Genomic DNA, 13,585 nt, shown 5'->3' with positions numbered 1-13,585 from the left:
TATGCCGGAAGATTTTTCTGAATTGGAATCTCGATTGACGGAAACGGCTCGCGCGAGTTTGGAGCGGGCTGGTTCGCTGGCGCATAATGATGGCAGCGCTTATGTCGGTACCGAGCATATTTTACTCGGCGTGCTGGCGCAGAATTCGTCGCTGGGCGCGAAGATTTTGGCAGAGAGCGGCGTGACCTTGGATCGGGCAGAATTGGCGTTAAATTTGACTGCCAAGCCGCTGGTAATTACGGTGGTACAGAAGGGTTTGAGCGCTGAAGTGGTCGAACTAATACGGACGTCGTGGCAATTAGCGGTAGAGTTTGGACAGGAGCGAGTTGGCACTGAACACATTATATATGGCATGTTGCAGCAGCACGAGGCGCGGGCGACCAAATTGCTGCGCGATATGAATATTGATATTGAACATTTGCGCGGGAGTTTGGAAGATGTGTTTGATAAGCAGCAGTTTGAATCGCTGCAAAGTGATCGCGGTACGGCGACTAAGAAGTCGGGCGATTTGAAAATTCTGGACAAATTTGGCGTAGATTTGACGCGGCGGGCCAGCGAGGGATTTTTAGATCCAGTGATTGGCCGGGCGGCGGAGATTCAGCGGATGATTACAGTACTGGGACGCCGCAGTAAGAATAATCCAGCGCTAATCGGCGAGCCGGGCGTCGGTAAGACTGCGGTAGTTGAGGGTTTGGCGCAAAAAATTGCCGATAATAAGGTGCCGGAGTTTTTGAAAGGAAAGCGGCTTTTTCAACTGGACTTGACGGCAATGATTGCCGGGACGAAATATCGCGGTCAATTTGAGGAGCGGCTGCAAAAAGTTTTGGCGGTTGCTAAGAAACATCAGGAAGTTATTTTGTTTATTGACGAGCTGCACTTGCTGGTTGGTGCTGGTTCGGCGGAAGGTTCAATGGACGCGGCTAACGTATTAAAACCGGCGTTGGCGCGCGGCGAAGTGCGGCTGATTGGCGCGACGACTTTTGATGAATATCGCAAGCATATCGAGAAAGACGCGGCCCTCAGTCGGCGGTTTCAGGCGGTGACGGTAGCGGAGCCGGATGAACAGGCGGCAGTGGCCATGGTGCGGGCGCTAGCCAGTCGGCTGGCGACACATCATCGGCTGCGGATTTCTGATGAGATGATCGAGCTGAGCGTGGCCCTCAGCCAGCGCTACGTGACGGAGCGTCATTTGCCGGACAAGGCGATTGACGTACTCGATGAGGCAGCGGCGCTTGTCAGTACACAGCGGCCAGCCAAGCCGACCAAACAGCAACAGCTAGCACGGCGGATCAAACAGCTAGCGGGCAAGCTCGATGCGGCGGTCGAGGCTGAGCAGTATCAACGCGCGGCTGAACTCAAGGTTCGCATCAAACAGCTGGAGCAACAGGCCAAGCAACTACCGGCTGACGATCCAGCATTGCCGGAGCTAACCGAGGATGATGTACGGCGAGCGGTCGCGGCGATGGCTGGTGTGCCAGCGGAAAAAGTGACGGTAAATGAGCGTAAAGACCTGGCGGCACTGGAGCAGCGACTGGGCCGGTCAGTGCTTGGCCAAGAGAGGGTCGTGGCGACATTGGCACGAACCATTCGCCGGGCGCGGGCTGGGCTGAGTCGGCGGTCGGGGCCGCTTGGGTCGTTCATTTTTCTCGGGCCGACTGGTGTGGGCAAGACGGAGCTAGCTCGCGTATTGGCACGGGAAGTGTTTGGCGGCGACAATAGTTTGATCAAGATCGACATGAGTGAGTTTTCAGAGCGGCATACGGCCAGTCAGTTGATTGGTGCGCCAGCTGGTTATGTTGGCTATGATGAGGGCGGCAAATTGACCGACAAGGTTCGCCGGCAGCCGTACAGCGTGGTGCTGTTTGATGAGATTGAAAAGGCGCATCCAGATGTACTGAACTTGCTACTGCAGATTTTAGAAGACGGCAAGCTGAGCGATTCGCACGGACGGTCGGTGAGCTTCCAGCAGACAATCGTGATCTTGACCAGCAATGTTGGCGCCGAGGCGATGGTGCGCGACGGTGAGCTGGGCTTTGGCTCGCACAGTGACGGTACCTCACGGGCGGACGATGTGAATGAGCGCAACGCTCGGGCGGCGCGACGCGAGCTGGAGGAGTTACTGCGGCCGGAGCTAATCGGGCGATTTGATGCGGTGGTGAATTTCAAGAGTTTGACTCGGCCGGTGGTGGGCAAGATTTTTGATAATCTCGCCAGCGAGCTTAAAGAAGCAGTGCGAGCGCAGCAGATGACGCTGGTCATCACGCCGAGCGCTAAGCGTTGTATCATAGACAACGGATTTGATGAGCAGCGTGGCGCGCGGGTGCTCAGGCAGACGATTCAGACGATGTTGGCTGATCCGCTCAGTGATGTCTTATTGTCTCGTCAGGCCCGTCCCGGTGCGGTGTTGGTGGCAACCACGAAAAATCGTGAGGTAGTGATCAATGTTACGGCTGCGTAATCTCGTTAGTGTCGTGCTATTTGTGGGTCTGGTAGCCGGCGGTAGTTGGCTAGTGCTCAATCGCCAGCTAGTGCTGGATCATATCAGGGTCTGGCAGTACCAGCCCAGCCAGGACATAGCAACATTGGCACGGCGGGCAACGATGACTGATAAGGCTAAATTTAGCTTTTATCTGGCGCAGCCGCGGCTAGAAAACGCTACGCAATTTAATCAAGATTGTCGTCGTGTCGAACAGGCCAGCCCGATCGTCGGCTGTTACGCTCACGCCAAAGAGACCATTCACATTTATAACGTGCAGAACGCGGAGCTAGACGGTATCAAAGAGGTGACGGCGGCTCACGAAATGCTGCACGTGGCGTGGTCGCGCTATTCGGCGGAGCAGCGTCGGCGGCTGGGCGAGCTGCTAGAGGCGGCTTATGTCAAGGTCAAGACTAAAAAGCTGGAGGAGCGGATGGCGTATTATGAACGGGCTCAGCCGGGTACGCGCGCCAATGAGCTGCATTCGATTTTGGGTACAGAGTTTGCTGATCTCGGATCAGAGCTGGAGGCGCACTATGCCGAATACTTTAGTAATCGAGCGGCGCTGTTAAAATTGCATGCTCAGTATAATGAAAAGTTTACTAGCGCCGAGGCCGAGGCTGATGCACTGGCGGCCAGTCTCGCCAGGCGAAAGCGTGAAATTGAGCAGCTGACGACATCATACCATGCACGCATTAGTGCCTATAACCAAGACGTAGCAGCATTTAATCAGCGGGCGACGACGGGCGGTTTTCAGACGCAAGCTGAGTTTCAGGCTGAGCGAACCCGGCTGAGTCAGCGCGGTCTGGCGCTTCGTCGTGAACAGCAAACCATCCAGGACAAGGTCGATGCCTATAACACTGATGTTGAAAAATTAAATGCGTTGGGGCGCAAGATTGATCAGCTCAATCAAAGCCTCGATAGCCAAAAGGCGGTCAAGTGATGGCACGGGCAAAATCACAATTTATCTGCCAGCAGTGCGGCGCCAGCTATCCGAAGTGGGTCGGCAAGTGCGAAAATTGCGGCGAGTGGAATTCGTTGGTTGAGCAACTGCCAGTTGAGACGGGTGCCTCGGCGGTAGCTCGCAGCAGCGGTAAAGGTAAGGCGCTGACTGCGCTTAGGCTCAGTGAGACGGCTGCCGAAACCAAACAGACGCGGCTGGCAACCGGCATCGCCGACCTTGACGCAGTGCTCGGTGGTGGCTTTTTGCCAGGCGGCGTGGTGCTGGTGGCAGGGCAGCCGGGAATTGGAAAAAGTACTCTGCTGGCGCAAGTCGCGGCGTTTATTGCTCGGCAGAAACAAGTACTCTATGTCAGCGGCGAGGAGTCGGTGTCGCAGGTCAAATTGCGGGCTGAGCGGTTGGGTGCGGTTGATTCAGAGAACTTGCAGCTGGCGTCCAGCAACAGCGCCGAAGACATCGCCGCCTCCATCCAGACTGGCCAGTACAATCTGGTGATTGTCGATTCCATTCAGACCTTGTCGCTGGCAGACATTGCCTCAGCGCCGGGTTCGGTCAGCCAGATCACCAACTCATCCAACGTCATCATTCGCGCCGCCAAGGCCGCCAACACCGCAGTGATTTTGGTCGGTCACGTCACTAAGGAAGGTTCAATCGCCGGGCCGAAAGTCCTGGAACATTTGGTTGATGTGGTGTTGAACTTTGAGGGCGATCGCTACGGCGGCTTCCGGGTGGTGCGGGCGCAGAAAAATCGCTATGGCTCGACGAATGAGGCGGCAATTTTCGAGATGAGTGAGGACGGTCTGCAGATTGTGGCAAATCCATCAGCCAGCTTGCTAGCCGAGCGGCAAAACCTTGACGGCTCAATTGTCCTCGCCACCATGGAGGGTGCGCGGCCGCTACTAGTGGAGATCCAAGCGCTGGTCAACCCGACGAATTTTGGCTACCCTAAGCGCGCAGCCAGCGGTTTTGACCTCAACCGCTTGAATTTGTTAGTGGCGGTGCTGGAAAAGCGCACCAAGCTCAATCTCTCTGACAAAGATATTTACATCAACGTGGTTGGCGGCTTGAAACTCAGCGATCCAGCAGCGGACTTGGCGGTCGCCATGGCCATTGCCTCAGCCTCAGCTGGCCGCAAACTCAGCGACGAAGCCGTGGTGTTTGGCGAAGTTGGTTTGGGCGGTGAAGTGCGCTCCGCTCAAGGCTGGCACGCCCGCGTCAAAGAGGCCAAGAAGCTCGGCTTTACCTACGCCATCGCGCCAAAAACTCATAAGGACGCATTTGTGCGCGGTGTCGGTGATTTACGCCAGGCACTGATCGACTATTTACAATAACGTTATTAGATAAAAGGAAATTAATATGGAAAAAACAATTGAACTTCTCATCATTATCATGCTGCTGGCCATCATGGTGGAGATGTATCTACTGGTCAAGCCGCGGCGACAGGCAGGCAGCGGCACGCAACTGCCGATTCTGGTTGACACCTCGGTGCTGATGGACGGCCGGGTGGTTGATCTAGCAAAAACCGGGTTCCTATTGGGGCAGATAATCGTGCCGCGCAGTGTGTTGATAGAATTGCAACTGTTGGCTGACGGTGCTGATCACGCCAAGCGCGAGCGTGCCCGCTTTGGCATGGACGCCATGAAGGAACTAAAAGATGTGTTGAGTGGCTCATTTACGCTGCTTGATGACGCAATGCGCATTCCTGAGGGCGTTGATAACCGCTTGCTGCAACTCGCCAAGGAAATGAACGCTGCTATTCTGACGCTGGACTACAACCTGAATAAGGTGGCGCAAGTCGAAGGTATTCAGATTCTCAATATCAATGAGCTGGCCAAGAGTTTGCGCATGAGCTATCTACCTGGCGATGAGCTGGTGCTCGAATTAACACAAAAAGGTCAGGACTCTCATCAGGCGGTCGGCTACTTGCATGACGGTACGATGGTGGTGGTTGAGCAAGCCAAAAAGTTCCTGGGCCAGAAAAAACGCATTGAAATTATTCGTAGCCTACAGACCGACGCTGGCAAGATGATGTTTGCGAAAGTTTGCGCCGAGCCAAAAGAAGCAAAAGAGGCGGCGCAACAGTCACCAGCTCAAGCTGCCCCCAAACAATCCAAGCAGCGCTCCACCGGTCGTCGGCCGCAAACCAGCAAAGCAACGAAGCCTGACGCCCCACGCGCTGCAGCTCAAGGTCACCGTTCGACTCGCCCCAAGACTCAGTCGCAGCGCGAGGCTGACTTGATCCGGATGGTTAATGAGCAATAATCGCTAAGGCTAAGAAGGAGTAAAAACCAGACTAAAGCGGTCTGGTTTTTATGTGTCACGGGGGAAGGGGCGCGAGTTAGTCGGAGCTTGAGCCGCTGCCTACCGAGAAGCTACCACTGTCTGATGCAGTATAGTAGCCTTCGTCGCGGGCAATCGCTTGAATGGTGTGTCGACCTGGTTTATCAACTTGGACGCCAACCGAAACACTACCGCCACTACCGGAGATCGACTCGCTTTTGACGCTGCGACCATCAACGAGGATGTCAATTGAGGTGAGCGGGAATGTGCCGTTGGTGGCGCGGGCGGTGATGGTGCGGCTGGAGCCAGAGCCAGAAAGCGATAGGCTGACACTTGGTTTGGCGTCATCACATTTGTGCTTATCGTCATCAGCGTTGGCGTCGTAACCTTCAGGCGCTGAGTATGATGGTTTCTTAGTGAGCGGGTCAATGGTCTTGGTGACCTCAATTTCCTCGATGGCGTCAGCTGGCGTACAATTTGTCGCCTTTTTCTTGGAGACGCGGTCAAACTTAATCTTTTCAGTAGTCTCGCCCTGTTTTTTATTCCACCACGATGGATAGAGCTCTTTGCCTTGCTGCTGGATACCATTTGGCCGCTTGAACCAATCATTTGGCTTCCATTTGCCCTGTTTGGCATAGACCTCGTTGTGAGCAAATGACATGACGCTGCGCACCACCGGCATACCAAAGGCCGAGTTCGGGGTGTTGATGGTACTGGTGTCGGAATTACCGAGCCACATACCCATGACTAGCGCCGGACTATAGTTAACGATCCAGACATCCTTGGCGTGGCCGTTTTTGTCGGTAGTACCAGTCTTGGCGGCGGTTCTAACGCCAGGCACATTCATTGCACCGTAACCGTGCAAGTCACGCGCCGCGTCCGCGTCACCCAAGATATCATTGATGATGTAGGCGACTTGCGGGTCGGTTGCCTGTTTGCTCTCGTCTTTCCATTTCTTTAGCGTATCGCCCTGGCTGTTGGTTACCTCGAGGACGTTGGTGCTTGGTTTAGCGACGCCCATGCGGGCAAAGGTGCCATAAGCATTCACTAACTCGGTCTGCTTTGTACCGCAGGCGCCAATGGCTGCTGACAAGCCGTAGCCGCCGGCCGCTTCTTCTTGTTGGCAATAATTGGTATTACCCATGTTGTGAATATAGTCAACAGTTGGTTTTGGCGAGCCGTTGCCTGCGATATACATTGCCTTGACCGCTGGGATATTACGGGAAAGCGCTAGCGAGCGGCGAATAGAAATACTTCCCATAAATCGTCGATCCCAGTTGTTCAGCTTGGCACCATAAATCTTGTCTATGTTCTCGTCGCTGAGGATTGAGCCTGAGCCGTAATTTTGTTGATTACTGCCGCGATTCTCAAACAGTTTGGCGTAGTCGAAAGCCTTGATGGTCGAACCCGGCTGGATAAAGGCGGTGGCGGCGTTATCCTGCCCAAAGCCAGCATAATTAAAATCACGACTGCCAACGAGGGCGACAATCTGTCCAGTCTGTGCGTCCTCAACCGTTGCCGCGCCGTTACTAATGCGCACTCGACCCGGACGGCCCGATTCAAAGAAGGCTTTCATCTCTGTTTCGAGCTTCTCCTGAATCCTCCAATCCAGCGTCGTCTTAACGGTCAGTCCGCCGCGGCCAACGACCGCTTTGCCGAGTTCACGCTCCAGTTGATTGCGCACCATGAGCACGAAATGCGGCGCCTTGATGCCGGCTAGCTGCTCGGTCTCGGGCTTGATCTTGTCAAGGATCGGATACTGCTTGGCTTCTTTGGCCTGCGCTTCAGTGATGTAGCCCTGTTCCAGCATGTAGTCTAGTGTTGTATGCTGGCGTGACAGGAGCATCTTGCGCCCAGTGATGTTGTACGGATTAAATGTACTCGGGTTTTGCGGAATTGAAGCCAGCAGGGCTGCTTCAGCCAAGGTGAGGTCCTTGGCGGATTTACCAAAGTACGTCTGAGCGGCCGACTCTGCGCCGTTACGCCGACCGCCATATGGCGCTTGGTTGAGGTAGAGCGCGAGAATCTGATCCTTGTTGTACATGCGTTCAACTTCAATTGCCAGGATAATTTCCTTGATTTTGCGTGGAATACCGCTGAGGCCGCGTTTGTCGGCATCCTCAGCGAAAAAAACTTGCTTGACGAGCTGCTGCGTCAACGTCGAGCCACCCTGAACTTGTCGACCTGATGCTGTACTAAACATAGCGCGGGTCAGGCCACTAATACTAATACCGTGATGCTTATAGAAATCACGATCCTCAATGGCGATAGTTGCTTTCTTGAGATAGTCGCTAATTTTATCAGCCTCAACCACCAGCTTATAATTGTCGGTACCCTTATCTTCCCATAAGAGCTCGCCATTGCGGTCATAATACTTGGTGACCGTTGTCTGGACACGCTTGGCGAGTTCGCCCGGGCGGATCTTGTCGAGGTCTTTACGAAAGTAGGCGAACAGGCCGCCGATCAGAATAATCATCACAACGATGGCGACACCGAGAATTTTTAGCGCCATCAAGCCGCCACGCTTTGAGAACCAATAGCGAAAGACGCGCTTCGGGTGAAGGCGGTAAAAGAACCGCTTGACGGGGTGCTTTGGTAGGCTCGCCAGGTACTCCGCTTTTTCGCGGGAGCGCTTATCCTTCTTGAGCCGACGCTTATTCGCCAAGTTTGCATAGACACTCAGCCGTTTTACTGGCTTTGGGTGCGGACGTGATGGCGCTGGTTTGGCGCTGGAGCCCGACTGCTTATCTGAGGGTTTCTTGTTCACACTATCATTATATCACGCCTATGTTTCGCTTCAATCATAAAATTGCTATACTATTACTGAGAAAAGGAGGAATATGCAATTATCAGAGGAGCTAAAGTGGCGCGGGTTTTGGAATCAAGCGACATTCACCGATGATGAGCGTATTGATTCGGGAAATTTTACGCTCTATTTGGGGACAGATCCGTCGGCGGACAGTCTACATGTTGGGCATCTCGCGGTCTACATGATGGTGCGGCATTTTTTGGAGCGCGGTCACAAGGTGTTTCTGCTGGTTGGTGGCGGCACGGGCATGATCGGCGATATGCGTGACACCGAGGAGCGGAGTCTGCTTTCTTATGCAGAGATTGAGTACAATAAACGAGCCTTAAAGGCGCAGGTCTCGCAAATTTTTGCTGGACGTGATTTTACCCTGGTGGACAATGCAGATTGGCTGGGCAATCTGGAATTGTTGTCGTTCCTCCGCGACATTGGTAAGAATTTCAACATGGCAGATTTGATCGGTCGTGAGTTTTTCAAAGCGCGTATTGCTAATGGCAAAGGTTTGAGTTTTGCGGAATTTACTTACACGTTGCTGCAGGGTTATGATTTTTGGCATCTGTTCAAGCATCACGGTGTCAATTTGCAAATCGGTGGTTCTGATCAGTGGGGCAATTTGCTCTCAGGTGTGGAACTGATCCGCAAAAAAGAAAACACCGAAGTCTACGCTATGACCGCGCCGCTGCTCATCAACAAGTCAACTGGGCGCAAATTTGGCAAGTCCGAAGGCGGCGCCGTCTGGCTGGATGAAACCAAAACCAGCGTCTACAAGTTCTATCAATTCTGGCTGAACGTTGATGACGAAAGCGCCATTGAGTACATGAAGATTTTCACCATGCTTGATCGCGATACCATTGAAGCCATTGCCGAAAACCACGCGGTCAATCCAGGCGCACGCTCAGCTCAAAAAGTCTTGGCGCGTGAAGTCACCGACATCGTTCACGGTGTTAATCGACGCGAATCAGTGGAGCGGGTGACGGAGGTACTGTTTGGTGGCGGCGATTTCCGGCAATTGTCAGACGACGACTTGGATACCCTGGCCAAAGAAATTCCACGTGTTGATGTCGGCGTCGGCGTGATCGAAGCGTTGGTGGTCTCTGGTGTAGTCAGTTCTAACGGTGAGGCGAGGCGCCTCCTCAAATCTGGCGCCATCAGCCTCAATGGCGAAAAAATAGCTGAAGACCAAGCCGTTAACGCCACGTCGCTACTCAAAAAGGGTAAAAATACGTTTGTATTAATTATGGAAGGAGAATAGTCATGGACTCAGTCAAACAACACGTATCAGCAGAAGCAGCGGCCAACATCGAGCGCTGGCTAACAGAGCCAAAATATGCTGAATATAAGGTAGAGCTAGAGCAGATGATTGCAAATGAGCAGTGGCAAGATCTGGAAGACGCATTTTTCAAGGTAATTGAGTTTGGTACTGGCGGTCGACGCGGCACGACAGGAGTCGGCTCAAATCGCATCAATCGCGTCACGATTGGTGAATCGGCGCAAGCACTGTGTCGCTATGCCCAGCAGTTTGATCCTGATGCGCCAGCAAAAGGTGTGGTCATTGCCTGCGATACGCGCTTAACCTCGCCAGAGCTAAGCCAATACACTGCGCGGGTGTGTGCCGCCAATGGATTTAAGACATATATTTTTGATAGCTTTCGGGCGACTCCGGAGCTGAGCTTTGCTGTGCGACACCTTGGCTGTGCTGTCGGAATCGTGATTTCAGCCAGCCACAATCCACCGACTGATAATGGCTTTAAGGCGTATTGGAATGACGGCGCACAGGTGGTGTCGCCGCATGACCGAGGTATCCTAGACGCGGCGGCAGCGGTGACCGAGGTGTTAGCTGAGCCAGATTTTGAGGCAGCAGTGACTGAGGGCAAGATTACCATTATCGGTCAGGATGTTGACGAGGCGTACTATGCTGCGGTACTGGCGCAAGCTGACGGTCAGGAGCGTGATTTGACAATCGCCTATTCACCGCTCCATGGTGCGGGGCAGACTAATGTCCTACCGGTATTGCGTCGGGCTGGATTTACTCAGATTACGACGGTTGATGAGCAGATGGTGCCGGATGGCAATTTCCCGACGATTGCTAATCGTAAGCCAAATCCCGAGGAACGCGCTGCTAACGATATGGTCGTCGCAAAGATGATGGAAATATCAGCTGACATTGCGATTACCAACGACCCTGATGCTGATCGAATTGGTGTAATTGTGAATCATCACGGCCAACCGATCTATCTGACTGGCAATCAATCCGCCGCACTTGCGACTGATTATGCCCTCCGGAAATTGCAAGAGCGAGGCGGCGTCACCCCGCAGCATTACATCGTTAAGACCATCGTTACAACTGATATGATGAAGGCGCTGGCAGATAGCTATGGTGCTACCTGCTACGGCGACCTGCTGATTGGCTTTAAGTATATCGGTGAAGTTATTCGCCAGAAAGAAGGCACTGATGAGGTGTTTGTGCTGGGTGGTGAGGAAAGTTATGGCCTGCTCAAGGGCGACTATGCTCGTGACAAAGACGGCGCGGTTGGCGCGCTGGCGCTCGCAGAATATGCGGCTGAACTCAAGCAGCAGGGAAAAACGCTCGTTGATAAGCTGATGGAGCTGTATCGTGAAGTTGGGTTGTATGTGGAGCGGCTCGAAGTTGCTATTTATCCGGGTGCCGAAGGGTTTGCAACGATGCAGCAGATTATGAACTCACTGCGCACCGATCCACCAAAGATGATTGGCGATCAGGTAGTATCGGCGGTATCCGACTATCAGACACTGGTGCGAACGGCAGCCGATGGGACGACCACGGCAATTAATTGCGTCAAGGGTAATGTACTGGTATTTGAGTGTGGTGATTCACGCCGCCGTATTACGATTCGCCCGAGTGGTACTGAGCCAAAGCTGAAATTCTATATACAGTGGCATGAAGAGACGACAAATCCAGAAGAGGACTATACACGAGTACAAGACGCCCTCAAGCAGCTATTCGAGGCGCTGCAGGCTGAGGCGCTCAGCCGAGTGCAATGAAACTAACAACTCCCCTGGAACACATCAAAGGCGTCGGCCCCAAAACCGCCCAGGCGCTGGCGGTGGCAGGGTTGGAGACGGTGGCGGATGCTCTGGAATTTTTGCCGCGGGCATATGATGATTATTCGGCGGCAGTCAACATCGCTGATCTTCAGCCGGGTAAGGTGACAGTGCGGGCGCGCTGCGAGTCGATTTCCACGCGGATTGTGCGCCGAGGTTTGAGAGTCACCACGGCGGTGCTGGCGGATGATTCTGGCAAGGTCAAGGCCGTTTGGTTCAATCAGTCGTACCGCGAATCGCAGTTGAGATCCGACGCCGACTTCATGTTTTCCGGCCAGTTTGGTATGCAATATAACAGCTATCAGATTAGCAATCCATCTGTCGAGCTGGCTAAGCAAAACGATACGTCCGACGCCCAGCCTACGTCGGGCATCCATCCAGTCTACAAATCTATCAAAAACCTTCGCCCAAAAACCGTGCAGGATTTGCTGAAACATCTGCGTCCCATCATGGAGTTTTTGCCCGAGACGCTGCCGGAGCACATTGTCCAGCGGCAAAAACTAGTCAGCCGCGCGGAAGCTGTCAGGTTTCTTCATGCGCCGAAAAATCACGAGGAAATCGTCCGCGGCCGTGAGCGTCTGGCGTTTGAAGAATTGTTTGAAATGATCTTGGCGGCGCAGTTGAATAAGCAGGAACAAACCAAGTTGACCGGCTGGCGTATCCCGTTCAATCAGCCGGTCGTCAAGCAATTTGTTGAGAAATTGCCATTTCCCTTGACTAACGCGCAGCGCCGCGCCGCCTGGCAGATTTTGCAAGATTTGGAGTCCGAACATCCGATGAACCGCTTGTTGCAGGGCGACGTTGGTTCGGGTAAAACGGTGGTCGCTGGGGTGGTGGCGGCAGAGGTGGCGCAGGCTGGTTTTCAGACGGCCATCATGGCACCGACGGAGATTTTGGCGGCTCAGCACGCCAAAACGCTGGATGAGCTGTTATCGCCGTTTGGCGTGTCAGTGGCGCTGCTAACGGGACATGTCAAGGGTGCTCAGCGGCGTCAGCTGCTGGATAATTTAGCAAATGGCAACATTAACGTGGTGGTCGGTACGCACGCGCTGATTCAGGAAAAAGTGACGTACCACAAACTGGGGTTTGCGGTGATTGATGAGCAGCATCGGTTCGGCGTCAAGCAGCGGCAGGCGTTGTTACAAAAGGCAGACTACATGCCGCATCTACTCAGCATGACCGCCACGCCGATTCCGCGGAGTTTGGCGTTGACCTTGTATGGCGAGCTGGACATCTCGATTTTGGACGAGCTGCCGGCCGGCCGTCAGCCGATTGCAACGAAAATTTGGTCGCCAGCCTCAGCACCGAAGCTCTATGAAATCATCGACCATGAACTAGCTCAGGGTCGCCAAGCATATGTCATCTGCCCGTTGATTGACGATAATCCTGATAATGACAAAAAATCGGTCGAGGCGGAATATTACAAATTAGCGAAAACGATGTTTCGTCATCGCCGCGTCGGATTGTTGCACGGTAAACTGCCGCCTGAGGAAAAAGCCGCGGTTATGCAGCAATTCGCGGACGGCGACATTGATATGCTAGTGAGCACCACGGTGGTGGAAGTTGGCGTCAACGTGCCGAACGCTACGGTCATGCTCATCGAAAATGCCGATAACTTTGGGCTCAGCCAGCTTCATCAGCTGCGCGGGCGGGTTGGACGCGGCCAGTACCAGAGCTTTTGTCATCTGATGATGTCGAGCCATGACAAGCCAAGCCAGCGCCTCAGAGAGATTGAGAAGTCGCAAGACGGCTTTTATTTGGCGGAAGTCGACTTGAAATTGCGCGGCCCTGGCGAGATTTACGGACGAGCGCAGCATGGTGCGCTCAACCTAAAAATTGCCTCGCTGAGCGACACACCGCTGATTGCTCGTGCGCAAACGGAGGCCGAGCGCTTTGTCAAAGAGGGGCAGGATTTGCTACAATATAACCATCTGGCGCGTGCCGTCAGTCGCTATCAGCGATTAACGACACTAAATTAGTG

General features: G+C 53.7%; 8 protein-coding genes. 7 read left to right on the top strand and 1 reads right to left on the bottom strand.

All coding sequences use genetic code 11. The annotated features are described in order from the left end of the window. Position 1 precedes the first annotated feature (1 nt). Genes FBF24_02785 through FBF24_02770 form a run of 4 tightly spaced genes read left to right on the top strand, consistent with a single transcriptional unit; the run spans position 2 to position 5,699 of the window. Complete coding sequence (locus tag FBF24_02785) at positions 2–2,458, top strand: ATP-dependent Clp protease ATP-binding subunit (GenBank protein QCT40802.1); 2,457 nt, start codon at positions 2–4, stop codon at positions 2,456–2,458. Next, entirely contained in the window at positions 2,442–3,419 is a 978-nt protein-coding gene (locus FBF24_02780) for a hypothetical protein (protein QCT40801.1), read from the top strand. Before FBF24_02785 ends, FBF24_02780 begins: the two co-directional genes overlap by 17 nt. Continuing rightward, the gene (gene radA / locus FBF24_02775; GenBank protein QCT40800.1) at positions 3,419–4,768 is read left to right on the top strand and encodes a DNA repair protein RadA; all 1,350 of its coding nucleotides are present in this window, start codon (positions 3,419–3,421) and stop codon (positions 4,766–4,768) included. The genes FBF24_02780 and radA overlap by 1 nt, the downstream gene beginning before the upstream one ends. A gap of 25 nt (positions 4,769–4,793) precedes the next feature. Beyond that, positions 4,794–5,699, top strand: a complete 906-nt coding sequence (locus tag FBF24_02770; GenBank protein ID QCT40799.1) for a hypothetical protein — start codon at positions 4,794–4,796, stop codon at positions 5,697–5,699. Positions 5,700–5,775: 76 nt separating this feature from the next. Here the strand turns inward: FBF24_02770 and FBF24_02765 are convergent, their stop codons facing one another. Continuing rightward, positions 5,776–8,484, bottom strand: a complete 2,709-nt coding sequence (locus FBF24_02765) for a penicillin-binding protein (protein ID QCT40798.1) — start codon at positions 8,482–8,484, stop codon at positions 5,776–5,778. A 73-nt stretch (positions 8,485–8,557) separates the two neighbouring features. Between FBF24_02765 and FBF24_02760 the strand changes: the two genes are divergently transcribed. From FBF24_02760 to recG, 3 genes are read left to right on the top strand one after another with little or no spacing between them, the layout of a single operon-like run. Next, complete coding sequence (locus FBF24_02760) at positions 8,558–9,775, top strand: tyrosine--tRNA ligase (GenBank protein QCT40797.1); 1,218 nt, start codon at positions 8,558–8,560, stop codon at positions 9,773–9,775. Positions 9,776–9,777: 2 nt separating this feature from the next. Continuing rightward, complete coding sequence (locus tag FBF24_02755; protein QCT40796.1) at positions 9,778–11,544, top strand: phospho-sugar mutase; 1,767 nt, start codon at positions 9,778–9,780, stop codon at positions 11,542–11,544. After that, complete coding sequence (gene recG / locus FBF24_02750; GenBank protein QCT40795.1) at positions 11,541–13,583, top strand: ATP-dependent DNA helicase RecG; 2,043 nt, start codon at positions 11,541–11,543, stop codon at positions 13,581–13,583. Before FBF24_02755 ends, recG begins: the two co-directional genes overlap by 4 nt. The last annotated feature ends 2 nt before the right edge of the window (positions 13,584–13,585 follow it).

Source organism: Candidatus Saccharibacteria bacterium oral taxon 488 (assembly GCA_005697215.1).
Classification (GTDB): domain Bacteria; phylum Patescibacteriota; class Saccharimonadia; order Saccharimonadales; family Saccharimonadaceae; genus Nanosynbacter.
Note: the sequence above shows the minus strand (reverse complement) of the source record. Positions and strands in the feature narration are given on the sequence as shown.